22 protein-coding genes are annotated in these 22,807 nt (G+C 58.0%); 8 read left to right on the forward strand and 14 right to left on the reverse strand.

The annotated features are described in order from the left end of the window. Window positions 1–70 precede the first annotated feature (70 nt). Window positions 71–937 carry a M23 family metallopeptidase gene (locus ACJSDX_RS00725; protein ID WP_407993061.1) on the reverse strand — a complete coding sequence of 289 codons (867 nt, stop codon included), beginning with the start codon at window positions 935–937 and terminating at the stop codon, window positions 71–73. 24 nt (window positions 938–961) lie between these two features. Here ACJSDX_RS00725 and ACJSDX_RS00730 point away from each other — a divergent pair, with 24 nt between their 5' ends. From ACJSDX_RS00730 to ACJSDX_RS00745, 4 genes are read left to right on the forward strand one after another with little or no spacing between them, the layout of a single operon-like run. Then, window positions 962–1,378, forward strand: coding sequence for a DciA family protein (locus ACJSDX_RS00730; RefSeq protein ID WP_309566268.1), 417 nt, complete (start codon window positions 962–964; stop codon window positions 1,376–1,378). A gap of 49 nt (window positions 1,379–1,427) precedes the next feature. Continuing rightward, complete coding sequence (locus ACJSDX_RS00735; RefSeq protein WP_407993062.1) at window positions 1,428–2,219, forward strand: sulfite exporter TauE/SafE family protein; 792 nt, start codon at window positions 1,428–1,430, stop codon at window positions 2,217–2,219. Continuing rightward, complete coding sequence (locus ACJSDX_RS00740) at window positions 2,216–2,956, forward strand: ABC transporter ATP-binding protein (RefSeq protein ID WP_407993063.1); 741 nt, start codon at window positions 2,216–2,218, stop codon at window positions 2,954–2,956. Before ACJSDX_RS00735 ends, ACJSDX_RS00740 begins: the two co-directional genes overlap by 4 nt. Then, on the forward strand, window positions 2,956–3,762 hold the full coding sequence (locus ACJSDX_RS00745; RefSeq protein WP_407993064.1) for an ABC transporter permease: 807 nt from the start codon (window positions 2,956–2,958) through the stop codon (window positions 3,760–3,762). Before ACJSDX_RS00740 ends, ACJSDX_RS00745 begins: the two co-directional genes overlap by 1 nt. Here the strand turns inward: ACJSDX_RS00745 and ACJSDX_RS00750 are convergent, their stop codons facing one another. From ACJSDX_RS00750 to ACJSDX_RS00805, 12 genes are all read right to left on the reverse strand, one after another. After that, window positions 3,763–4,683 carry a diguanylate cyclase domain-containing protein gene (locus tag ACJSDX_RS00750; RefSeq protein ID WP_407993065.1) on the reverse strand — a complete coding sequence of 307 codons (921 nt, stop codon included), beginning with the start codon at window positions 4,681–4,683 and terminating at the stop codon, window positions 3,763–3,765. Between the two features lie 255 nt (window positions 4,684–4,938). Beyond that, complete coding sequence (ppa, locus tag ACJSDX_RS00755; protein WP_309566263.1) at window positions 4,939–5,466, reverse strand: inorganic diphosphatase; 528 nt, start codon at window positions 5,464–5,466, stop codon at window positions 4,939–4,941. Between the two features lie 77 nt (window positions 5,467–5,543). After that, the gene (locus ACJSDX_RS00760) at window positions 5,544–5,774 is read right to left on the reverse strand and encodes a YkvA family protein (RefSeq protein ID WP_407993546.1); all 231 of its coding nucleotides are present in this window, start codon (window positions 5,772–5,774) and stop codon (window positions 5,544–5,546) included. 75 nt (window positions 5,775–5,849) lie between these two features. Then, window positions 5,850–6,743 (reverse strand): phosphoribosylaminoimidazolesuccinocarboxamide synthase, encoded by an 894-nt coding sequence (locus ACJSDX_RS00765; RefSeq protein ID WP_407993066.1) that lies wholly within the window; start codon window positions 6,741–6,743, stop codon window positions 5,850–5,852. Between the two features lie 21 nt (window positions 6,744–6,764). Further along, window positions 6,765–7,181 (reverse strand): phosphate-starvation-inducible protein PsiE, encoded by a 417-nt coding sequence (locus tag ACJSDX_RS00770; protein WP_309566260.1) that lies wholly within the window; start codon window positions 7,179–7,181, stop codon window positions 6,765–6,767. Window positions 7,182–7,520: 339 nt separating this feature from the next. Next, window positions 7,521–8,570 carry a class II fructose-bisphosphate aldolase gene (gene fba / locus ACJSDX_RS00775; RefSeq protein ID WP_407993067.1) on the reverse strand — a complete coding sequence of 350 codons (1,050 nt, stop codon included), beginning with the start codon at window positions 8,568–8,570 and terminating at the stop codon, window positions 7,521–7,523. Window positions 8,571–8,581: 11 nt separating this feature from the next. Then, window positions 8,582–10,057 carry a pyruvate kinase gene (gene pyk / locus ACJSDX_RS00780; RefSeq protein WP_407993068.1) on the reverse strand — a complete coding sequence of 492 codons (1,476 nt, stop codon included), beginning with the start codon at window positions 10,055–10,057 and terminating at the stop codon, window positions 8,582–8,584. A 99-nt stretch (window positions 10,058–10,156) separates the two neighbouring features. Further along, the gene (locus ACJSDX_RS00785) at window positions 10,157–11,128 is read right to left on the reverse strand and encodes a hypothetical protein (protein WP_407993069.1); all 972 of its coding nucleotides are present in this window, start codon (window positions 11,126–11,128) and stop codon (window positions 10,157–10,159) included. A 142-nt stretch (window positions 11,129–11,270) separates the two neighbouring features. Next, complete coding sequence (locus ACJSDX_RS00790) at window positions 11,271–12,452, reverse strand: phosphoglycerate kinase (RefSeq protein WP_407993070.1); 1,182 nt, start codon at window positions 12,450–12,452, stop codon at window positions 11,271–11,273. A gap of 15 nt (window positions 12,453–12,467) precedes the next feature. After that, window positions 12,468–13,469, reverse strand: a complete 1,002-nt coding sequence (gap, locus tag ACJSDX_RS00795; RefSeq protein ID WP_407993071.1) for a type I glyceraldehyde-3-phosphate dehydrogenase — start codon at window positions 13,467–13,469, stop codon at window positions 12,468–12,470. 74 nt (window positions 13,470–13,543) lie between these two features. Then, window positions 13,544–15,535, reverse strand: coding sequence for a transketolase (tkt, locus tag ACJSDX_RS00800; RefSeq protein WP_407993072.1), 1,992 nt, complete (start codon window positions 15,533–15,535; stop codon window positions 13,544–13,546). 244 nt (window positions 15,536–15,779) lie between these two features. Further along, the gene (locus tag ACJSDX_RS00805) at window positions 15,780–16,343 is read right to left on the reverse strand and encodes a thioredoxin family protein (RefSeq protein ID WP_407993073.1); all 564 of its coding nucleotides are present in this window, start codon (window positions 16,341–16,343) and stop codon (window positions 15,780–15,782) included. A 52-nt stretch (window positions 16,344–16,395) separates the two neighbouring features. Here ACJSDX_RS00805 and ACJSDX_RS00810 point away from each other — a divergent pair, with 52 nt between their 5' ends. The 3 genes from ACJSDX_RS00810 (at window position 16,396) to ACJSDX_RS00820 (ending at window position 19,688) form a co-directional block, all read left to right on the forward strand. After that, a complete protein-coding gene (locus tag ACJSDX_RS00810; protein ID WP_407993074.1) occupies window positions 16,396–17,133 on the forward strand; it encodes a 16S rRNA (uracil(1498)-N(3))-methyltransferase in 738 nt (245 codons plus the stop codon). Window positions 17,134–17,207: 74 nt separating this feature from the next. Continuing rightward, window positions 17,208–18,773, forward strand: a complete 1,566-nt coding sequence (gene argA, locus ACJSDX_RS00815) for an amino-acid N-acetyltransferase (RefSeq protein ID WP_309566247.1) — start codon at window positions 17,208–17,210, stop codon at window positions 18,771–18,773. 165 nt (window positions 18,774–18,938) lie between these two features. Beyond that, window positions 18,939–19,688 carry a PEP-CTERM sorting domain-containing protein gene (locus ACJSDX_RS00820; RefSeq protein ID WP_407993075.1) on the forward strand — a complete coding sequence of 250 codons (750 nt, stop codon included), beginning with the start codon at window positions 18,939–18,941 and terminating at the stop codon, window positions 19,686–19,688. Window positions 19,689–19,785: 97 nt separating this feature from the next. Here ACJSDX_RS00820 and ACJSDX_RS00825 read toward each other — a convergent pair whose 3' ends face one another. Further along, the gene (locus tag ACJSDX_RS00825; RefSeq protein WP_407993076.1) at window positions 19,786–21,462 is read right to left on the reverse strand and encodes a formate--tetrahydrofolate ligase; all 1,677 of its coding nucleotides are present in this window, start codon (window positions 21,460–21,462) and stop codon (window positions 19,786–19,788) included. Window positions 21,463–21,905: 443 nt separating this feature from the next. Between ACJSDX_RS00825 and argB the strand changes: the two genes are divergently transcribed. After that, window positions 21,906–22,790: an acetylglutamate kinase gene (argB, locus tag ACJSDX_RS00830; RefSeq protein WP_407993077.1), complete on the forward strand. Its 885-nt coding sequence runs from the start codon at window positions 21,906–21,908 to the stop codon at window positions 22,788–22,790. Window positions 22,791–22,807 lie beyond the last annotated feature (17 nt).

A 22,807-nucleotide genomic window follows, 5' to 3' on the forward strand; every position in this document is an offset into this window, starting at 1 on the left:
GCACCACTTTTCCGTATGGACGGAAACCTCTAGGTTAGCTTTAAATAAGTTTAGTTAATAAAATCAATATCTAATTCGCGCTTTGCAAATACTTGCGCGGATCCAGCGCTGCCCCGTTCAAGCGCACCTCGAAATGCAGGTGGGCCCCGGTGGAACGCCCGGTACTGCCGACGCGGGCGATCAACTGGCCTCGCTCAACGCGCTCCCCAGCCTTCACCAGCAACTGGGATGCATGGGCATATCGAGTTTCCAGCCCGGACCCATGGTTAATCTTGACAATTCTACCATAGTCGGGAGTCTGCTCCGCAGCCGTTACAACTCCTGCGGCAGAAGCATACACAGGCGTCCCGCTGTCCGCGACGAAATCCAGGCCCTCATGGAAAGCGACCTTGCCGGAAAACGGGTCGACGCGCCAGCCGTAGCTGGAGGAGTTATACGCCACATCGGTCGGCATGGTGCTCGGCAATGTACTCGCCTTCAGGCGCTGCTGCAACAGGGAGGCTTCAAGCACGCTCAGCTTGTCGCTGTTGAGGTCTATCGATTGCGTCAATGCCTGGATGCGCTGCTTCAACTCATCCTCGGACATGGTACGCGCATCCACCATGGGGCCGCCCCGCCCCGGCGGCAAGGCATCGGCGTCGCTGGCCTTGACGCCTGCCAGGCTGGAGAGCCGCGCGCCCAATGCATCCAGACGCAACACCTTGGCCTCTATCTCGCCAAGCTGCTGCGCCAACGCATCGATATGCGCCTGCTCGCCTGCGCTCGCGAAATGCATGGAAGCCGGGGCGCCTTTGTGCTGGTGGGTGCCCTGTGGCACAATAAGCACCCAAAGCAGCAAGGCTGGCAGCGCGCTCAGCAGGCCAATGACGAGCAAGCCCAGTGGCAGCGGGATGCTGCGCGTCCTTGCCATACTATTCGATACTAAAATGATGTTCATTACTTCCCCTTGGGAGAGCCCGGCATGCTGCGTGTAAGTGCATTGTTTACTGAAAATGCCGAATTGGCGGCTCTTTCGCAACAAGCGGAACAACTGACGCTTTCGCAGCAGAAATGGAACGCCGTAGTACCCGCCGCGCTGAAACCTTATACGCAGGCAGGGGGTCTCAGCCACAAGCGCCTGACGGTCTATGCCACCAATGGCGCAGTCGCCGCAAAAATCAAACTGATGCTGCCCAGCCTGATGCTTGGGCTGAAAAAACAAGGGCTTGAAGTTACTTCAATTCGGGTGGAAGTGCAAGTGCAATCTGCCGCGGGCAAGCCTGCCAAGAAAGTGCGCACGCTCAGCCCGGCCGCAGCAGCCAGCCTTGAAAAGCTGGCAAGGGAACTGCAGGGTTCGCCGCTGGGCGATGCCATTGCCCGGCTGTCCAGCCGCCGCTAGCAGCATCTTCGCCTGTCCCTGACATTCACCAGGATTTTGTCGGATCAATATGGAATTTTTACTTTATTTTATTGCCGGGGCCGGGGCAGGGGTTTTGTCTGGGCTGCTTGGCGTAGGCGGCGGCACCGTGATCGTGCCCATCCTCGTCGTCATCTTCACCTCGCTGGCGTTCCCGCCGCAGCACATCATGCATATCGCGCTCGGCACCTCGCTGGCGACGATCATCGTCACCTCGATTTCCTCGGCGCGCGCCCACCATAAAAAACAGAACGTGCATTGGTCCGCCGTCAAGCTGATCGCGCCCGGCATCGTTATCGGCACATTGCTCGGCGCCGTACTGGCCGGCCAGCTGGATACCGTGATACTCAAGGTGATTTTCGCCGTGTTCGTATTGCTGATCGCCACCCAGATGGTGCTCAACTTCACGCCGGCGGCCCATAGGCAATTGCCAGGCAAGGCCGGCACCTTGGGTATGGGAGGCGTCATCGGCGTGCTTTCCAGCCTGGTTGGCATTGGCGGCGGATCGCTATCGGTGCCGCTCCTGATCTATTGCAACTTCAATGCGCGCTACGCGATCGGCACCTCCTCTGCGATCGGGCTGCCGATCGCCGTCGCCGGTACGCTCGGCTTCGTCGTCACAGGCCTGGCGGAGGGCAATCTGCCCGCATACAGCCTGGGCTATGTCTACCTGCCGGCATTCGCCGGCATTGCGCTCGCCAGCATGCTCACCGCGCCGTTTGGCGCTTACCTGGCCCATAGGCTGCCGGTCCCGGTACTGAAAAAGCTGTTTGCGCTGCTGCTCTACGTGGTGGGCATCAAGATGCTCTGGAGTCTGGTATGAGCCAGGCATTCGTCATCGAAGTCGACGGCTTGTACAAGTATTTCGACCAGTTCTGCGCCGTCGACAACCTGTGCTTCCAGGCCAAGCGCGGCGTCACCACGGCTTTGCTGGGCGGCAACGGCGCGGGGAAAACCACGACGATTGCCATGCTGCTGGGGTTATTGACCCCTAGCCGGGGACGGATCCGCATCCTCGGCGAGGACATGCTGCAGCATCGCTATCGCCTGCTGCATCGCATGAATTTCTCCTCGCCCTACGTCGACCTGCCGCAGCGGCTGACGATACGCGAGAACCTCACGGTCTACGGGCACCTGTACCGCCTGCCCGGGCTGAAGTCTCGCATAGAGGAACTGGCCGGGGCGCTTCGCCTGGATACGCTGTTGGACAAACGCTACGGGCAGCTCTCGGCCGGCCAGAAAACCCGTGTTTCCCTTGCCAAATCGCTGCTAAACGAACCCGAGCTGCTGCTGATGGACGAGCCTACCGCATCGTTGGACCCTGATACCGCGGACTCCATCCGCAGCTACCTGGAACAATATCAACGCGACACCGGCGCCAGCATCCTGCTGGCATCGCACAACATGGCCGAGGTCGAGCGCATGGCAACTGACGTGATCATGATGCGCAAAGGCCAGGTGGTGGACACCGGCACTCCGTCCGGCCTGCTTGCCAAGTACGGTCGCAACAACCTGGAGGAAGTCTTCATCGACATCGCGCGCCACAAGGAGCCTGCCTGATGCAGGATATCCACTTCTCTCCGCGCCGCATCGGTGCAGTCGCCTTGCGTCACCTCTACCTGATGCGCTCTTCCTGGCCGCGCGTGCTGGAAATGGTCTACTGGCCTACGGTGCAGATGATATTGTGGGGCTTCATCACCTTGTACTTGCAAGGCAACAGCAGCCTGATCGCCCAGGCCAGCGGCATCCTGCTTTCCGGGGTGCTGCTTTGGGACGTTCTGTTCCGCGGGCAGCTCGGCATTGCATTGGTGTTCATGGAGGAAATGTGGTCGCGCAATCTGGGACATTTGTTCGTCAGCCCGTTGCGGCCCTATGAAATGGTGGCATCGCTGCTGCTCATGAGCCTGATCCGCACCCTGATCGGCATTGGCGGCGCCACCCTCATCGCCATCCCGCTGTTCGGCTACAACATCTACGATATGGGCCTGCCGCTGATCGCCTTCTTCCTCAACCTCATCGTCATGGGCTGGGCGATCGGCCTGATCGTATCCGGCATCGTGCTGCGCTACGGCATGGGCGCGGAAAGCATCGCCTGGGTCAGCGTGTTCGCCATCCAGCCGCTCTGCGCCATCTATTACCCGGTCGCCATCCTGCCCGGCTGGCTGCAGCCTGTCGCCCTGGCGTTGCCGGCAAGCCATGTGTTCGAAGGGATGCGCGCATTGCTGCTAGAACACAGCTTCAATGCAAGCCACATGGCCTGGGCAATAGGGCTGAATATCGTCTACCTGGCCGTCGGTGTCGCCGTATTCCTCGGCTACTTCCAAATCGCAAGGCGCAAGGGGCTGCTGTTGCAGGTGGGCGAATGATCAGCCCTCTTCTTTGGCGGCCGTCCACATTCCCCGGCCGTTGCTCTTGGATATGTAGAGCGCCTCGTCGGCCTTCTTGAACAGCTGCTGGCAGGAAGTCGCGGCCAGCGGATAAATGGCGAACCCGATGCTGGTGTTGATCCGGTAAGGATTGTCGGCGCCAATGTCGAAAGGTTCGTGCAGCATGTCTATGATCTTGCTGCACAGGCGCTCCGCGGTTTTCTTGGTGGTGATGTTGGGCGCTAGGATGCCGAACTCGTCGCCGCCGAACCGCGCCAGGTGGTCGCTGGAGCGGACGCAGGCCGACAGCACCGAGGCCACATGCTTCAAGACCAGGTCACCGGTCTGGTGGCCGTAGGTGTCGTTAATCGCCTTGAAGCGGTCGAGGTCCAGCAGGATCAGCAGCAGCATCTGATTTTCGTCGGCCGCTTTCTGCGTCAGGTGCTCGAGATAGAAGTCAAACGCCCTACGGTTGAGCAAGCCGGTCAAGGCATCCTTTTCCGCCAGCGCCTTGAGCGTGGCTTCGTCCCGCTTGCGCTCGGTGATATCGACAAATGTCGCCAGGGCCAAGCCAGCCTCGGGCAGGATCACCCCGCCGTGAAGCGCCGTCTTGATGCTGCCGTCGGCACATTGGACATTCACCTCCAGCGCGGGAACCTCGTAGACCTGTTTGCCGCCGCCCTCAAAATATGCCGACCACCTTTCGCGAGCGCTTACCTGCTGGCTTGCCAAGGGATAAACGCGCACGATCCAATCTTCCACCGAGGCAAAATCGCTGCTGCGGTAACCGTAGGTCTCGCGGAACTTGCCGTTCATGAATAGAATCTTGCCGCCTTGCAGGCTGGCACAGGAAATAGGAATAGGCAGCGACTCCAGCAAAGCCTCGAGCTGGTAGCTTTCAAGCTTCAGTTGACTAATCATCTATTCAGCCGCAATTGTCATCCGTCCCATAATATTCCCGGCACAAGGCCGCTTAATCGCAAACACTTGAGCCAATGATCAGCTTCACGCGCCTGTCATCATAATGACATGAATGCCACGCCGAAGTAAGACAATTACCTATTTATTTGCCGGAATTAGCAACGGCCTCAAACATCCTTTTGTGCATGCTATGGCATAAAAAAGAGGAGCATTGCTCCTCTTTCTGATCCTGACCGGCTCTATTGCGGGACTGGATTACTTACCGAACCTCTCGACGCCAGCGACGATTTCCGCCTTGGCGTCTTCAACATCCTTCCACTCGCCGACCTTGACCCACTTGCCTTTTTCCAGGTCCTTGTAATGCTCGAAGAAGTGGGCGATAGGCGCGAGCTGGAACTCGGGGATATCCTGGTAGGACTTGATGTCCTTGTATTGCGGGCAGATCTTGTCCACCGGCACGGCCAGCACTTTGGCGTCCACGCCGCCGTCATCTTCCATGGTCAGTACGCCGATCGCGCGGCAGCGGATCACCACGCCCGGCTGCAATGGAATCGGGGTAATCACCAACACGTCGACGGGGTCGCCGTCTTCAGACAGCGTCTGCGGAATGTAGCCGTAGTTGCACGGATAATGCATGGAAGTGCCCATGAAACGGTCCACGAATACGGCGCCGGAGTCCTTGTCCACTTCGAACTTGATGGGCTCGCCACGCATGGAGATTTCGATAATGACGTTGAAGTCGTTAGGGATGTCTTTGCCTGCCGGCACATTACAGAGGGACATGGATTGATCCTTAAATAGGTTTTGGTTTGAATAATATGAAGATAACGCGGGATTTTAGCGTAAATCTAGGGCAAAAATCATCTTTGGGCAGCGTTGCGGTCGGCGACCTGCTGCCTGCATTCGGCAACCACCGCCGCAGGCACGCACTTGATGCCCAGGTAGAACAGACCCGGCACGATAACCAGGTCGTCCAGCTGGCCGAGGATGGGGATGAAATCCGGTATCAGGTCGAATGGCAGCAGCAGATAGCCCACCGCCAGCCCCAGCAACACCCTGGCCAGCCAGGGCGTTTGCGGATGGCGCAGCACCAACTTATAGACTTCCAGTTCGGTCTTGAGCTGCCGCGCCAGCTTTTTCAGCTTTTCTTTCAGAGCGTCTCCTGGCTAGAAAGGCTTTCCGGTCAGGCGCTCGAACGCCTCGCGGTATTTGTCTGCCGTCCTGGCTGCCACATCGTCCGGCAATACCGGGCCGGGCGCTGTCTTGTTCCAGCCGGTGGATTCCAGCCAGTCGCGCACGTATTGCTTGTCGAAGCTCGGCGGATTGCTGCCGACCTGGTATTGATCCTGCGGCCAGAAGCGGGATGAATCCGGCGTCAGTACTTCATCGATCAGGTACAGCTCGCCCGCCTCGTCCAACCCGAACTCGAACTTGGTGTCGGCGATGATGATGCCGCGGCTCAGGGCATAGGCCGCCGCTTCCTTGTAAAGCTGCACGCTGATGCGCGCCACCTTGTCGGCCAGCTCTTTACCCAATAGTTGGGCGCATTTTTCCAAGGTGATGTTCTCGTCGTGGTCGCCCACTTCCGCCTTGCTCGATGGCGTGAACAAGGGCTCGGGCAACTGGGCCGCTTCCTGCAGGCCAGCCGGCAACGGGATGCCGCACACGCTCTGGCTGGCCTTGTATTCCTTCCAGCCGGAGCCCGCGAGGTAGCCGCGCACGATCGCCTCGATCGGCAACGGCTTGAGCTTCTTCACCACCAGCGCGCGCGGCCCCAATTGCGCCTGCTCCGCAGGGTCGCTCACCACGGTATTGGGGTCGATGCCGGTCAGGTGGTTGGGCACGACATGCTTGAGTTTCTCGAACCAGAAATTGGCGATCTGGGTCAGGATCGCGCCCTTGTCCTTGATCGGCGTCGGCAAAATGACGTCGAATGCGGAGAGGCGGTCGCTCGCCACCAGCAGCATGTGTTGGTCGTCGAGATCATAAATATCCCGCACCTTGCCCTGATTGATGAGTTTCAGGCTCTTGATGCTGGACTGCATGAGGGGAGTAGTCAAAACGCGTACCTTTATCAAAAACTATTTGTGATGGTCCTGCTCGGGGCCATCGGAATAAGGAAACTTCACATGCCCGTAGCGCACCACCAGGATGGCGACGGCGATCAGCAGGATGGAAGCCGCCACGGCAAAAATGCGCCAGGCTTCCAGCTCCTTGATGTCCAGCACTAGGTAGCGCGCCAGCGCAATAATGCCGATATACAAGGGGTACCGCACCGGCAGCGTGCCCGAGCTCAAGTAGTGGTTCAGCATGGTGAGGATTTCGAGATAGAGGAACAGCAGCAGCAAATCCGCCACAGTCACGGCCCTCATATCCCAGATATGCAGCGCGGCCTGCCCGGTTGCCACTATCGTCGCCAAGGCGATGAACACCAGCAATGCCTGCTCGACGAGGCCGATGCCTCGCTGGCCTAATTTACTGTATTTATTGGGTTGCATAGCGGCGCTGGTCCGGGCAAATGATCCCGGCATTATACGCTGTAAATATCCGCCGCCGTGAAGCGATGTATTAGAGCCTGTTCACCATCTTTTCATAGGGCACGTTGTCCCGGCAGGATAGTCAAAGCAAGGCACAAACCACAAGCATGCGCATTGTAACCGGGCTTATTGCCCGGCGAGGATTTGCAACGCAGCAGCGGCTGCTCTGCCAGTTCAACCCGGAGGGCATGGCATCAAAACGCGCCTGGACTGCATTGCAGTCCTTGGCAAAGCAATAACGCCTTGATCGGACGCGTTTTGATGCCATGCGTACCCCATGAAAAGATGGCGAACAGGCTCTTAGGAAGCAGCGTATCGCTGCGCCATTTTATCGAGTGGGAGAGGCTGGATTTGCGCCGCATGCCCGGCAGAGCCGAATGCCTCGAAACGCTCCCGGCACAAGGCCTGCATGCCGCCGGTCGCGGCCGCCAGGATCTTGCGCGGGTCGAATTCCGCCTTGTGTTCCGGCTGCCCGAGAAAGCGGCGCAACGCGCCGGTAAAAGCCAGCCGCAGGTCGGTATCGATATTCACCTTGCGCACCCCGCTTCGGATGCCCTTGACGATTTCCTCCACCGGCACGCCGTAGGTCTCGGGAATTTCGCCGCCGTATTCGTTGATCACCCGCAGCCATTCCTGCGGCACGGAGGAAGAGCCATGCATCACCAGATGCGTGTTCGGCAACCGCGCATGGATTTCGCGCAGGCGGCTGATGGAAAGCGTTTCCCCGGTGGGCGGGCGCTTGAACTTGTAGGCGCCGTGCGAAGTGCCGATCGCGATCGCCAATGCATCCACGCCTGTCTGCGCAACGAAATCCACCGCCTCGTCCGGGCTGGTGAGCAACTGGCTGTGGTCTAGTAGGCCTTCCGCCCCGACGCCGTCCTCCTCGCCCGCCAGGCCTGTCTCCAGCGAGCCGAGCACGCCCAGCTCGCCCTCCACCGACACGCCCGCCGCATGCGCGGCCATCACCACCTGCCGCGTCACCTCTACATTGTAAGCATAACTGGCCGGGGTCTTGGCGTCCTCCAGCAGGGAACCGTCCATCATCACGCTGCTGAAGCCGGTCTTGATGGAATGCAGGCATACCGCCGGGCTGGCGCCGTGGTCCTGGTGCAGCACGATGGGGATGTGCGGATAACTGGCGATGGCCGCCTCCACCAGTTTGAGCAGGAAGGCCTCGCCCGCATACTTGCGCGCGCCTGCGGACGCCTGCAGGATCACCGGGCTATTGCACGCATCCGCCGCGCGCATGATGGCCTGCACCTGCTCCAGGTTGTTGATGTTGAAGGCTGGCACGCCGTAGTCATGCTCGGCAGCGTGATCCAGCAATTGGCGTAGACTGATCAGTGCCATCGTTATCCATCCTAGGGTTGTTCACGGCTAGTATTGCTGGCGGTTAAATGTCGCTCGCGCCTGTGCTCGCCCACCTTGACGATCTGCAGGGTATTGGTCCCGCCCGCATTGCCGATCGGCTCGCCGAACGTCAGCATCATGAGGTCGTCGCGCTGCACCGCGCCCAGCCGCAGCAATGTCTCTTCCGCGTCATAGAGTATCTTGCTTAGCTCCTGGCTGGGCAGCTCGATATGGTAGGGATAGACCCCGCGGTACAAGGTCAGCTTGCGCCGCGTGTTGCGCTCCGTCGTCAAGGCGTAAATCGGCACATTAGTATTCGAGCGTGACAGCCAGGTGACAGAAGAGCCTGACCGCGTCAGAGCGGCGATCGCCTTCACGTTCAAATGCTCCGCCGCATACACCGATGCCATGGCGATCGCCTCATCGATGAACTCGAACTCGTCGTTGATCGGCGCCTGCAAATGGTGGCTGTCGTATTCCTTTTCCGCCTCCAGGCAGACCCGGTGCATGGCCTGGATGGACTCGACCGGATAATGCCCCACCGCCGTCTCGCCCGAGAGCATCACCGCGTCGGTGCCGTCCAGCACCGCGTTGGCCACATCGGATACCTCGGCCCGAGTCGGGATCGGGCTGCTGATCATGGATTCCAGCATCTGCGTCGCCGTGATCACCAGCTTGTTGCGCATGCGCGCCGTGCGGATCATGCGCTTCTGCAAGCCGGGCACCGCCGCATCGCCCACCTCGACGCCGAGGTCGCCGCGCGCCACCATGATCACATCGGCGGCATCGATAATCTCCTCCAGCGCGTCAATCGCCTCCGCGCGTTCGATCTTGGCGACAATCGCCGCATGGCCGCCCGCCTCCTCCACCAGTTGGCGCGCCAACTCGATATCCGCACCACTGCGCGGGAACGAGACGGCGATATAATCCGCCTCCAATGCTACAGCCGTCAGGATATCCTCCTGGTCCTTCAATGTCAGCGCGGGCGCAGAAAGGCCCCCGCCCTGGCGGTTGATGCCCTTGTTGTTCGACAGCACCCCGCCGGCCGCCACCGTGCAATGCACCTCGCCGCCGTTCACCGCTTCGACGTTGAGCACGATGCGCCCATCATCGAGCAGCAACACCGCGCCAGCCTCCACCTCGGATGGCAGGGTCTTGTAATCCAATCCCACCCGATCCTGGTTGCCCAGCTTGCATGCCGCATCGAGGATGAATTTGTCGCCCACCTTGAGCAGGATGCGGTCGTTCTCGAACTTGCCGATGCGGATCTTCGGCCCCTGCAGGTCGCACAACACCCCCACCGGCCTTCCGCTACGCCGGCAGATATCGCGCACCAACTCGGCGCGGGCAATATGGTCTTGCGCAGACCCATGCGAGAAATTGAGCCGTACCACATCCATCCCGGCATCCACTAGCCGCTCGATCACCGCCTCATCGCTGGAAGCCGGCCCCAGCGTCGCCACAATCTTGGTTTTACGTAATGCCATGACATCCTTTCCTTGCGATTGCTCAGGAATTCATCTTAATGCTGACAGCGCTTGGGGAGAATGGTGCATATTTTGTGCCATGGGAATGACACGTGCAGATCAAAAGTATTTATTACTTGAGCAAAAGAATGAAGTGGAAGTAGAAATTGTAGTAATGGGAACACGGCGTACAGCACGAGCAGGAAGAGCAAGAGAGGCATTCGACCAATGAAATTGACCATACACAGAACGAAGCGATGTTTCGTCAATGCTTTCGAATTTGTCAGCAAACTGTTCTGAATAATCAACAAGCTCAAGCGTGTTTCTATTATATACGTGAGAAAAATCAGGATTGTTATCCAAGGCTTGGAGCGTATCTTTCAGATCATTTTTTCTAGTGTTACGCCAATGTCGTGGCCAGTCTAGTACTACACCTCCCCATAATTCTTTAGAGTCTCTCTTCATATAACGATCAAATTGCAATGTAAACCTTTGGGGAATTATTTGATTCACAGCTGATCTACAAAAACTGGTACTAATCATATCCTGCTGATTTTCAAGACGAGCCGCATCAATAACTGGCTGACCTAAAAAGATATGTTGGTCTAAATCGAGAATTGCATCCCCTACAGCAATTGCTCCACGCAAAGGGAGACCAACCTCCAAAGCACAACACATTAAATCATTACAAACATCCAAAAAGTTATCACATGGGATTGGATGGTATTTCCACTCATCTGCAGGTGAGGGAAGAGAATCCGATAATTCATCTAAACTCATATCTCGGATATCAGGCCATGTGCGATTTGCCCAAATCAAAATAGAATCACTTGCATAAGCTCCATGAGTTTTTGTAAACATAAAGATATCTCCATCAGCCAACCAGTATGGAGATTCTTTGAAATTAAAATCACCAAAAACTCTCTTTATTTGTTTTTCTCGGTATTTCACAACCTCAATTAAGGCTTCATAACGAGCAAGCATTTCATTTAGGCCAAAATACGCTAACCTCTGTTCAAAACCGAGAATATCAAAAAGAGCAATATAATGTCCGTGCATAGAAATAGTATTAATATCGAATGTTTGGTGCACAATTCATATTTTGGCATACTTTATTTTTAGAAACTTTATAACAATGCTCTCACCAATCACACTATTAGCGGAAACTCGTTTTTCATATGTCAAAAAATAAAGGAGCCCATAGGCTCCTTTATTTATAGGCTGATTTCGGCAATCAATTCTTGGCACGCTGTTCCAAAATCTCCACCGCCGGCAATTTCTTGCCTTCGAGGAACTCCAGGAATGCCCCGCCTGCTGTCGAGATATAAGACACCTTATCATAGATATCGTATTTCTGGATCGCAGCGATGGTGTCGCCGCCGCCGGCCAGGGTGAAGGCCTTGGTCTTGGCGATGGCGGCGGCGATTGTCTTGGTGCCTTCTCCGAATTGGTCGAACTCGAATACGCCGACCGGGCCGTTCCAGACCACGGTGCCTGCATTGAGGATAATCTCGGCCAGTTGCTTGGCGGACTCGGGGCCGATGTCGAAGATCATGTCGTCGTCGGCCACGTCATCCGCCGACTTGAGCACGGCACGCTCATTGGCATCGAACTGCTTGCCGCAGACCACGTCCACCGCGATCGGCACGGCCGCGCCGCGTTTTGCCATTTTTTCCATCAGGCATTGCGCAGTAGGCACCAGGTCGTCCTCGTTCAGCGAACGGCCGATCGGTTTACCGGCCGCCTTGAGGAAGGTGTTGGCGATACCGCCGCCGACCACGAGCTGGTCCACCTTTTCAGCCAGGCTTTCCAGCACGGTGAGCTTGGTAGAAACCTTAGAGCCGCCGACAATCGCGACCATGGGGCGGGCGGGTTCGCACAGGGCCTGGCCCAGCGCATCCAGCTCGCCTACCAACAGCAGTCCTGCCGCGGCGACAGGCGCATATTGCGCCACACCGTAGGTGGAGGCTTCTGCACGGTGGGCCGTGCCGAAAGCGTCCATCACGAACACGTCGCAGAGCGCGGCATATTTGCGCGCGGTTTCTTCGAGGTTCTTTTTCTCGCCCTTGTTGAAGCGGCAGTTCTCCAGCAAGACCACTTCGCCCTCGGCCACTTCAAAGCCGCCATCCACCCAGTCCTTGATCAGCCGCACCGGCTGGCCGAGCTTTGCAGCCAATACGTCAGCCACGGGCTGCAAGGAGTTTTCCTCGGAATATACGCCTTCTTCCGGACGGCCGAGGTGGGAAGTCACCATGACGCGCGCCTTGGCATCCAGGGCGTGGCGTATGGTGGGAATGGAAGCGGTGATACGCGCGTCGGAAGTGACTTTGCCGTCGCTGACCGGCACGTTGAGGTCGGCGCGGATGAAGACGCGCTTGCCCGCGAGGTCGAGGTCCGTCATGTTGATTACGGTCATCGCTTGCTCCCCGGCCTAGCTGGCAATGTGACGCACCAGGCGCATCATGTTGCAGGTGTAGCCGTATTCATTGTCGTACCAGGCCACGATCTTGACGAAGGTCGGGTCGAGCTGGATACCGGCATCGGCATCGAAAATCGACGGATAGGCATTCCCGCGGAAATCGGTGGAAACCACTTTCTCGTCGGTAAAGCCGAGTACGCCCTTGAGCGGACCGCTTTCGGAAGCTGCCTTCATCGCAGCGACGATCTGCTCGTAGGTTGTTTCCTTGTTCAGTTCCACGGTCAGGTCCACCACGGATACGTCGCTGGTCGGGATGCGGAATGCCATGCCGGTCAGCTTCTTGTTCAGTTCCGGAATCACCTTGCCCACGGCCTTGGCTGCGCCGGTGGAGGAGGGAATGATGTTTTCCAGGATGCCTCGGCCGCCGCGCCAATCCTTGTTGGATGGGCCGTCCACGGTCTTCTGCGTGGCAGTGGCCGCATGCACGGTAGTCATCAGGCCGCGCTTGATGCCGAAACTGTCCTGCAATACCTTGGCGACCGGCGCCAAGCCGTTGGTGGTGCAAGACGCTGCGGAAACGATGGCTTGGCCCTTGTAGGTGTCATGGTTCACGCCATAAACGAACATGGGGGTGTCGTCCTTGGATGGTGCGGACTGCACGACTTTCTTGGCACCCGCGTCAATATGCTTCTGGCAGGTTTCTTCGGTCAGGAAGAAGCCGGTACACTCGACCACGACGTCCACGCCGACTTCGCCCCATTTGAGGTTTGCAGGGTCACGCTCGGCAGTCAGGCGGATAGTCTTGCCGTTCACGACCAAGTTGTTGCCGCTGACGGCAACGTCGCCATCGAAGCGACCGTGCACGGAATCGTGCTTGAGCATGTACGCCAGGTAGTCGGGCTCAAGCAGGTCGTTGATCGCCACGACTTCGATATCAGTAAAATCCTTGATTGCCGCGCGGAACGCCATGCGGCCGATACGGCCAAAGCCGTTGATGCCAACCTTGATTGTCATAGGGTTTTCCTCTCTATGAAAAACAAAAAGGGAGCCAGTAACACTGGCCCCCTTTTTTTAGTCAGTTCACGCCATTACAGCACGGACTTGACGGTGTTCACTACGTTTTCAACAGTGAAGCCGAAGTGCTTGAACAGCACGCCGCCTGGAGCGGATTCGCCGAAGGTGTCGATACCGACCACAGCACCTTCGAGGCCAACATACTTGCGCCAGAAGTCGGTCACGCCGGCTTCAACAGCCACGCGCTTCACGCCTGGGGTCAATACGCTGTCCTTGTAGGCTTGGTCTTGACGGTCGAACACGTTGGTGGATGGCATGGAAACCACGCGCACCTTGGTGCCGGCAGCATTCAGCTCTGCAGCAGCCTTGATTGCCAGGTCCAGCTCGGAACCGGTAGCGATCAGGATAACGTCTGCCTTGCCTTCCACGTCGGAGAATACATAACCGCCCTTGCGGATCAGTTCGAAGTGCTTCTCGTCGTGTTTGATGCCAGGCACGTTCTGACGGCTCAGCACCAGGCTGGATGGGCCGTCCTTGCGCTCAATGGCAGCAACCCAGGAGATTGCAGTTTCAACGGAATCAGCAGGACGCCATACATCCATACGAGGAATGTAACGCAGGCCGGCAGTATTCTCGATTGGCTGGTGAGTAGGACCGTCTTCGCCCTGGCCGATAGAGTCGTGAGTCAACACGGCGATAGTGCGTTGCTTCATCAATGCAGCCATACGCAATGCGTTCTTCGCGTAGTCGGAGAACATGTGGAAAGTACCGCCGAATGGCAGCAAGCCACCGTGCAGCGCCATACCGTTCATGATCGCGTACATACCGAATTCACGTACACCGTAGGAGATGTAGTTGCCAGGCTCCTTGCCGCTCACGTGCTTGAAGCCGGAGTAGCTGGTCAGGTTGGAGCCAGTCAAGTCGGCGGAACCGCCGATGAACTCTGGCAATACTGGAGCCAGGGCAGCAATTGCGTTCTGGGAAGCCTTGCGGGTTGCAACGCCTTCAGCCTTCTCGTTGGTTGCCTTGATGAAAGCGTCAGTCACTTCCTTCCAATTTGCTGGCAGTTCGCCTGCAAAACGGCGCTTGAACTCGGCAGCTTCCGCCGGGTAGATCTTGGCGTAAGCTTCGAACTTGGCGTTCCAGTCGTTCTCAAGCTTGGAACCCTTTTCCTTGCCATCCCAGCCTGCGTAAACTTCTTCAGGGATAACGAATGGCTCGTGTGTCCAGCCCAATGCTTCACGGGTTGCAGCGACTTCTTCCAGGCCCAGTGCGGAACCGTGGCAGTCGTGGGAACCGCACTTGTTCGGGGAACCCTTGCCGATGATGGTCTTGCAGCAGATCAAGGTTGGCTTGTCAGTTACCTTCTTCGCAGATTCGATGGCAGCGTTCACTGCCTCGAAGTCGTGACCGTCGACGTTAGGAACAACGTGCCAGCCGTAGGCTTCAAAACGCTTTGCTGTGTCGTCGGTGTACCAGCCTTCGATATGTCCGTCGATGGAGATGCCATTGTCATCCCAGAAAGCGATCAGCTTACCCAGCCCCCATGTACCAGCCAATGCGGCGGCTTCGTGGGAAACGCCTTCCATCATGCAACCATCACCAAGGAAACAGTAGGTGTAATGATCAACGATCTCGTGGCCTGGCTTGTTGAACTGGTCTGCCAGCAGCTTTTCAGCCATCGCAAAACCAACTGCATTGGTGATGCCTTGGCCCAGAGGGCCAGTGGTGGTTTCAATGCCAGGTGCGTAGCCGTATTCTGGGTGGCCGGCGCAACGGGAATGCAGTTGACGGAAAGTCTTGATGTCTTCGATACCCAGATCGTAGCCTGTCAGGTGCAACAGGGAGTAGATCAACATGGAACCATGGCCGTTGGACAGAATGAAACGGTCACGGTCAGCCCAGTTAGGGTTGGTTGGGTTGTGGCGCAGATGGTGGTTCCAGAGAACCTCTGCGATGTCTGCCATGCCCATCGGTGCACCAGGGTGTCCAGAATTTGCCTTCTGAACTGCGTCCATGGATAACACGCGGATGGCATTTGCCAATTCTTGACGAGTTGCTGCCATACATATCTCCCTACGGTTGAAGAGAAAAAGGCTTCACCAGCACAGGAAAGGCTGGAGGAAGCCTCACTCAAATTCTTGAAACCCCTTTGAATCGTCGGAATGCGGAAACTGTTGCAAGCCACAGTTCCGAAGAGGTATTTAGCCCATAATTATTCCTTAGATGAGCGGTTTCAGCAATACCAACGATGAATGTTGATGCCAATGCTGATATCTGAAGTAACGCCTCATTTCCCTAGCAGACCAATTAGACAGACTCCCGCCACTTGATGGAGCATCCGATCGAAGGCACTTGCTCAGCCGGGCCGCGCCCTGTCTCGGCAACATGCCGCATGGCGTTGAAAAGATCACGGGTCGGGTTCTCTACCGGCGCCATCACGCGCCCCTGGTTGTCAAAGCGCCCGCGGTATTGCAGCTCAAGATGCGCATTGAAGCCGAAGAAGTCCGGCGTGCACACCGCGCCGTACGCCTTGGCGACTTCCTGACTTTCATCGAAGAGGTAGGGGAAAGGAAAATGGAATTCGCGGGCGACCTCCGCCATTTTCTCGAAAGAGTCCTCAGGATAAGCCTCTGCGTCATTGGAGGAAATCGCGACGGTATTGACGCCCAGCTCGCGCAACGCGCGTGCGTCCGCCACCAGCCGTTCCCTGATAGCCTGCACATACGGGCAATGATTGCAGATGAACATCACCAGCGTGCCGTTGACCCCCTTGGCCTCGGCCAACGACCAATGCCTGCCATCCACGCCAGGCAAATTAAAATCTGGCGCTTTCCAGCCAAAATCACACACTGGCGGGTTCAGACTTGCCATAATGCCTACTCCTTCAATTAAAATTATTCACCTTCAATACTACCATTACGTCATGATAATTCCTCGCTTTTACCACCCTGGAGCGCTTACCCCCGGCAGCGAGACGGCATTGCCAGACAACGCGGCAATCCATGCCAGCAAGGCCCTGCGTATGCAAGCGGGAGACCATGCTGTCCTGTTCAATGGCGATGGGCAGAACTACCTGGGCAAGATAACCTCCATCCGCAAGCAGGAGGTGCGGGTCGATATATTAGAAGCGCAGCCATGCCAGACGGAGTCCCCCTTGAAGATCACGCTTGCGCAGGCGATCTCTTCCGGAGACCGCATGGATTTCACGATACAGAAAGCGGTGGAAATGGGCGTGTCATTCATCCAGCCGATCGCCAGCCAGCGCAGCATCGTCAAGCTCGTAGGCGATCGCGCCGAGAAGCGCCGCGAGCATTGGCAGAATGTGGCGGTCTCCGCCTGCGAGCAATCAGGGCGTGCCTACATACCCAGCGTGGCCTCCCCCATCGGCCTGCCCGAATGGCTGGCGCAAAAGCCGGAGGCAGACGCATATATCACCCTGGCTCCAGATGCCCCGGCCGCGCTCGCGCAAACCAGCCCGCCCGGAACCAACATTTGCCTGCTGATCGGCCCCGAAGGCGGCCTGACCGAGCACGAAATCGGGCTCGCCGCCCAGCATGGCTTCGCCCTTGTGCGCATGGGGCCGCGCATTCTGCGCACGGAAACCGCCGCATTGGCCGCCATTGCCAGCATGCAGGCGCTGTGGGGAGATTTCACCCGATGATGCAGATCAAAATTGCATTAAAAGGCCTTTTGCTATAAAAATATGCCTCAAACGCAAAATCAGGACTGATTCCAATGGCTTTAGGCAGCGCAATCCGCAAACGCCGCAAGGCACTCAACATGACGCTGCAGGAGCTTGCGCGCAAGGTCAACGCCAATAGCGGCAACCTTTCGCGCATCGAACGCGGGGCGCAGGGCGTCTCCGAGGCCATGCTGCGCAAGCTCTGCACCGCGCTGGATTGCACCGCCGCCCACCTTTATGCGCAAAGCGACGCGGAAAGCGGCAACAGCACCAACACGTCCCGCCTGACGCTGCACCAGCCACAGGAGTTCGTGCGCTGGTTCCGCGCCGCCGCCCCTTATATCCACGCTTTCGGCGGGCGCACTTTCGTCATCGCTTTCGGCGGCGAGGTCGTGGACGACGGCCAGTTCGTCGCCCTCTCGCACGACCTCAACCTGCTTGCCAGCCTGGAAGTGCGGCTGGTGCTGGTGCACGGCGCGCGCCCGCAAATCGAGAGCCGCCTCCGGCGCGCCAAGCTGCAGACCAAGCTGGTCAACGGCCTGCGCGTCACGGATGACGAGGCCATGGAGGCGGTGAAGGAAGCCAATGGCGCAGTCCGCGTCGAGATCGAGTCCCTGCTGTCCATGGGCTTGATCAACTCTCCGATGGCAGGCGCTGACATCCGGGTCGCGAGCGGCAACTTCGTCACCGCCAAGCCGTTGGGGGTGCGCGAAGGCATAGACCTGCAGCATACCGGCGAGGTCCGCAAGGTCGATGCGATCGGCATCCAGAAGCGCCTGGACGACGGAGAGCTGGTGCTGCTTTCACCCCTGGGCTATTCGCCTACGGGAGAGGTGTTCAACCTGACGCTTGAGGATGTCGCCACCAGCGCCGCCATTGCGTTGGATGCCGACAAGCTGATTTTCCTCATGGATTCCAGCGGGGTGCACAACATCCGCGGGGAATTGCTGCGGGAAATGACTACCGATAAGGCCAGGAACCTGTTGCGCCATATCGGCGACAACGTTGCCCAGCAGATCACCGAAGATGAATTCTATTACCTCCCGGCCGCGGTCCGTGCCTGCGGACAAGGCGTGGCACGCACGCACCTGATCAGCCGCCATGTGGACGGGGCGATCCTGCAGGAACTCTTCACGCATGACGGCATAGGCACCATGGTCACGGAAGACCCGCTGGAAGCCATGCGCCCCGCGGACATTGGCGACGTGGGCGGCATCTTGCAACTGATCGAGCCGCTGGAGAACGAAGGAATCCTGGTCAGGCGCGGGCGGGAACGCCTGGAAATGGAGATCAGCCACTTCCACGTCATGGAGCACGACGGCAAGATCATCGGCTGCGCAGCGCTCTATCCGTTTCCCGGCACCAAAACCGCTGAGCTCGCCTGCATGGCCATCCACTCCTCGTTCCGCCGCGGCGGACGCGGCGACCGCCTGCTCAGCTATTGCGAAGAACAGGCCCGCGAGCTCCGCCTGCAATCCATCTTCGTCCTCACCACGCGCACCGAGCACTGGTTCCTCGAACGGGGCTTTATCGAAATCGGCGTAGAGCAATTACCGGGCGAAAAGCAGAAGCTGTACAACCTGCAACGCCGCTCCAAGGTGTTCATCAAGCATATTTGAGCCAATCATTTTCCCGGAATGGAAAATAAAGTATTGACCTTTCAAATGAGAATAATTACTATTAATTATCGATTATGGAAATAATACTGATTCCCATTAATTGATAATTTAGTGCCGGTCACGCTCATAGTGCTCAGGCCCATAAACAGATTCAAGGGGAAATAAATGAAAATTGCTTACACTCAAAGTATCCTTGCTTTAAGCTTGCTTGCAGCCGCATCCTTCGCTCAGGCAGCAACTTCTACCAGCCAATACTTTTCCGATGTTGAAGACTCACTGGCGACTGATGGCTTCAACCAACTTATCGCTTCCCGCCTGGGCAGCGGTACAGCTGGACAACAAGCGCTTGTTGATGGCGTTGTAAGCAACGCGCCAGCCGGCGATGCTGTATTAACACGTACATACGGTAATGCATATCCCGCCTCCCTTGGTTTGTACCAATGGACTGGCACAGACTATTCCCTGTTCAGCATCACCGATAACACGCTGATTTCCGACATCGGCTCCATTGTATTCCAGAGCGAAGTATTCCCAGGCGGCAATCAATCTCTCGGCGGCCAAAGCGGCCTTGCCGCAGCGATTTCCGATGTATACCTGAACTACAATGGCGGCAATCAATTGCTGGCAGCAAGCAGTTTCACCCTGTCCGATGCACCAGTCGATGAGAACTCTCCTTTTTGGGATCCTGAAAACCCAGTCGCTGAAGGCGCAGTAGGCTACTTCACCTGGGACTTCAGCAGCATCAGCGCTCCAATCACCTCTTATGAAATTTCATTCCTGGTCCACCTGCACAGCAGCGTTGTGGCATTCCAGGTAGACCAGATTGCTGCCGCGGTACCCGAGCCTTCTGCTTATGCCTTGATGCTCGGTGGCTTGGTATTGGTCGGCTTCGCAGCCCGCCGCAAGAAGGCCTGATTCACTAGAGGCCATCCCACCGTCCACCCCGGTGCGGCAACCTCTCTGTAGTTAAGGGAGGTTGCCGTTTTTCTTTTCCGGCGGCATACCGGCCCCATCAATCCAGGCCGATCACCCGCCCGTCATCGTCGATATCAATGCGCGTTGCACTGGGCACCGCGGGCAGGCCAGGCATGGTCATGATGTCATCGCAAATCATCACGACAAACTCTGCCCCGGCACACAGCCGTACAGCCCGCACCGTCAAGATATGCTCGTGCGGCAGGCCGCGTTGGGAAGCGTCGGTGGAAAACGAATACTGGGTCTTGGCAATACAGATCGGGTAATGCCCGTAGCCCTCGTCTTGCAACTTGTCGATCATGGCACGCACGCGGCGGGGCGCATGCACCTCGACAGCGCCGTAGATATTGCGCGCCACCTTGCCCAGCTTGTCCCAGAGCCTGTCCTCATCCTGGTAGACGTAATGCATGCCCGGCGCATCGCTGCCATCCAGCAGCTCAACCACCGCGCTCGCGAGCGCCGCCGCCCCGGCACCGCCTTTTGCCCAATGCTCAGCCAGCACCACCTTGAAACCCAGCCTGGCCATGCGCCCGACCAACAGGTCCAGCTCCGCCGCAGTATCATGGTCGAAACGGTTTACCGCCACCACGGAAGGCAGGCCGTAATGCTGCGTGACGTTTTCCACATGTTTTTCCAGGTTGGCAATGCCGCGCTCCAGCGCGCCAAGATCCTCCTTTGCCAACTCAGGAACATCCACGCCGCCGTGGTACTTGAGCGCCCTGACGGTTGCCACGATGACGCAGGCGTCTGGCTTCAAGCCGGCCTTGCGGCATTTGATATCGACGAACTTCTCGGCACCCAGGTCGGCGCCGAACCCGGCCTCGGTCACGACGATTTCACCAAGTTTGAGCGCCGTCCTCGTGGCGAGGACTGAATTGCAGCCATGGGCGATATTGGCAAACGGCCCTCCGTGCACTAGCGCAGGCGTATGCTCCAAGGTCTGCACCAGGTTGGGCTTGATCGCATCCTTGAGCAGCGCCGCCATCGCCCCATGCACCTTGAGATCCTGCGCCGTTACCGGCTTGCCTGCGAATGTATATCCGACCACGATATTGCCCAGGCGGGTGCGCAGGTCCTTGAGGGAACCCGCCAGGCAAAACACGGCCATCACTTCCGAAGCCACGACGATATCGAAACCGTCCTCGCGCGGCTGGCCGTTGACCTTGCCGCCCAGCCCGACCACGACCTGGCGCAAGGCCCGGTCGTTCATATCGACGACCCGTTTCCACGTGACCTGGCGCGGGTCGATCTGCAAGGCGTTGCCGTGATGGATGTGGTTGTCGATCATGGCGGCAAGCAGGTTGTGCGCTAACGCGATGGCGGCAAAATCGCCGGTGAAGTGCAGGTTGATATCCTCCATCGGCACGACCTGTGCATAGCCGCCGCCGGCAGCGCCGCCCTTCATGCCGAATACCGGCCCCATGGAAGGTTCACGCAGGCAGATGACGGCGCGCTTGCCCAGACGCTGCAAGGCGTCGCCGAGGCCGACCGTGGTCGTGGTCTTGCCCTCTCCCGCCGGACTCGGGCTGATGGCCGTCACCAGGATCAGCTTGCCATCCGGCCGCGCTTGCAGTTGCGGATTTGCATTGAGGTCTATCTTGGCCTTGTATTGTCCATAAAGCGTGATGGAGTCTTCGCTCAGGCCGAGCCCGGCGGCAATCTCGCTGATCTTCCGGAGTTTTGCCTGCTGGGCAATTTCAATATCGCTTGGCATGCATTTCCCTGTTCTGATTGTTGACGGATGCCAGGATGGTATTGCTCTCGAACTCAGTTTACCTCTGCCGTCCATGGTTTGTAAGAGCCTGTTCACGATCTTTTCATCGGACGCGCATGGTTCCAACACGCGTCCGGTCAAGGCGCAGTCCGCAGGTAATGCTCATTGCCTTGCCAAGGACTGCAACGGGGAGCGGGCGGGTGTTGGGGCCGTGCCCTCCGGGTTGCCCCGGCAGCGCAGCCACTGCCGCGTTGCAAATCCTCGCCGGGCAATCAGCACGGCTTCGGTTTGCGCCTTGCATCGCCTACCCTGCCGGGACAACGCGTCCTATGAAAAGATCGTGAACAGGCTCTCAGGAGTTTTAGCGAGCTGTCGCGTGATTTTCATGTTAAACCAGTTAAAATAGCCGCATATTCATTCACTCGCATTTTCAGAGAGAGTCGATGCTCAACCAAACCACCGCCGCCCAGAAAGCCCAAACCCTCGCCGAAGCCTTGCCCTATATCAAGCGCTTTTTCGACAAGACCATCGTCATCAAGTACGGCGGCAACGCCATGACCGACCCCCACCTCAAAGAATGCTTCGCCAGCGATGTCGTACTGCTCAAACTGGTCGGCATGAACCCGGTGGTAGTGCACGGCGGCGGCCCGCAGATTAACGAATTGCTGGACAAGCTGGGCAAGAAGGGCGAATTCATTCAGGGCATGCGAGTCACCGACGAAGAAACCATGGACATCGTGGAAATGGTGCTGGGCGGCCAGGTCAACAAGGAAATCGTCAACCTGATCAACCGCAACGGCGGCAAGGCGGTCGGCCTGACCGGCCAGGACGGCAATTTCATTCATGCCCGCAAGCTGCTGGTGCAGGACCTTCAAAATCCGGCCAACATGATCGACATCGGCCAGGTGGGCGAGATCAGCGGCATCGACCCCAGCCTGATCCAGTTCCTGGACAGCGGCGACTTCATTCCCGTCATCGCGCCTATCGGCGTAGGCGAAGATGGACAGACCTACAATATCAACGCCGACGTGGTGGCAGGCAAGCTGGCGGAAATCCTCGGTGCCGAGAAATTGATTCTGCTCACCAATACCCCGGGCGTACTCGACAAGACGGGCAACCTGCTCACCGGCCTGACGCCGAAGCAGATCGACGACCTGGTCGCCGATGGCACGCTGTCAGGCGGCATGCTGCCCAAGATCAGCTCGGCGCTGGACGCTGCGCGCAGCGGAGTCAAGTCCGTGCATATCATCGACGGCCGCGTCGAGCATGCCTTGCTGCTGGAAGTCCTGACCGACGCCGGCGTGGGCACCCTCATCACCGCCAAGTAAGCGTATACTCCAGCCCG

The sequence above is a fragment of the Methylobacillus draconifructus genome, from assembly GCF_045984355.1.
GTDB lineage: Bacteria > Pseudomonadota > Gammaproteobacteria > Burkholderiales > Methylophilaceae > Methylobacillus > Methylobacillus flagellatus_A.

Bases quoted from the DNA above. Each gene is read 5' to 3' on its own strand.
- ppa (WP_309566263.1), bottom strand. From the start codon at position 5,466: ATGTCCCTCTGTAATGTGCCGGCAGGCAAAGACATCCCTAACGACTTC.
- argA (WP_309566247.1), top strand. From the start codon at position 17,208: ATGGCTTTAGGCAGCGCAATCCGCAAACGCCGCAAGGCACTCAACATG.
- fba (WP_407993067.1), bottom strand. From the start codon at position 8,570: ATGGCACTGATCAGTCTACGCCAATTGCTGGATCACGCTGCCGAGCAT.
- tkt (WP_407993072.1), bottom strand. From the start codon at position 15,535: ATGGCAGCAACTCGTCAAGAATTGGCAAATGCCATCCGCGTGTTATCC.
- ACJSDX_RS00770 (WP_309566260.1), bottom strand. From the start codon at position 7,181: ATGCAACCCAATAAATACAGTAAATTAGGCCAGCGAGGCATCGGCCTC.
- pyk (WP_407993068.1), bottom strand. From the start codon at position 10,057: ATGGCATTACGTAAAACCAAGATTGTGGCGACGCTGGGGCCGGCTTCC.
- ACJSDX_RS00740 (WP_407993063.1), top strand. From the start codon at position 2,216: ATGAGCCAGGCATTCGTCATCGAAGTCGACGGCTTGTACAAGTATTTC.
- ACJSDX_RS00730 (WP_309566268.1), top strand. From the start codon at position 962: ATGCTGCGTGTAAGTGCATTGTTTACTGAAAATGCCGAATTGGCGGCT.
- argB (WP_407993077.1), top strand. From the start codon at position 21,906: ATGCTCAACCAAACCACCGCCGCCCAGAAAGCCCAAACCCTCGCCGAA.
- ACJSDX_RS00805 (WP_407993073.1), bottom strand. From the start codon at position 16,343: ATGGCAAGTCTGAACCCGCCAGTGTGTGATTTTGGCTGGAAAGCGCCA.
- gap (WP_407993071.1), bottom strand. From the start codon at position 13,469: ATGACAATCAAGGTTGGCATCAACGGCTTTGGCCGTATCGGCCGCATG.
- ACJSDX_RS00820 (WP_407993075.1), top strand. From the start codon at position 18,939: ATGAAAATTGCTTACACTCAAAGTATCCTTGCTTTAAGCTTGCTTGCA.
- ACJSDX_RS00810 (WP_407993074.1), top strand. From the start codon at position 16,396: ATGATAATTCCTCGCTTTTACCACCCTGGAGCGCTTACCCCCGGCAGC.
- ACJSDX_RS00725 (WP_407993061.1), bottom strand. From the start codon at position 937: ATGAACATCATTTTAGTATCGAATAGTATGGCAAGGACGCGCAGCATC.
- ACJSDX_RS00745 (WP_407993064.1), top strand. From the start codon at position 2,956: ATGCAGGATATCCACTTCTCTCCGCGCCGCATCGGTGCAGTCGCCTTG.
- ACJSDX_RS00790 (WP_407993070.1), bottom strand. From the start codon at position 12,452: ATGACCGTAATCAACATGACGGACCTCGACCTCGCGGGCAAGCGCGTC.
- ACJSDX_RS00735 (WP_407993062.1), top strand. From the start codon at position 1,428: ATGGAATTTTTACTTTATTTTATTGCCGGGGCCGGGGCAGGGGTTTTG.
- ACJSDX_RS00750 (WP_407993065.1), bottom strand. From the start codon at position 4,683: ATGATTAGTCAACTGAAGCTTGAAAGCTACCAGCTCGAGGCTTTGCTG.
- ACJSDX_RS00825 (WP_407993076.1), bottom strand. From the start codon at position 21,462: ATGCCAAGCGATATTGAAATTGCCCAGCAGGCAAAACTCCGGAAGATC.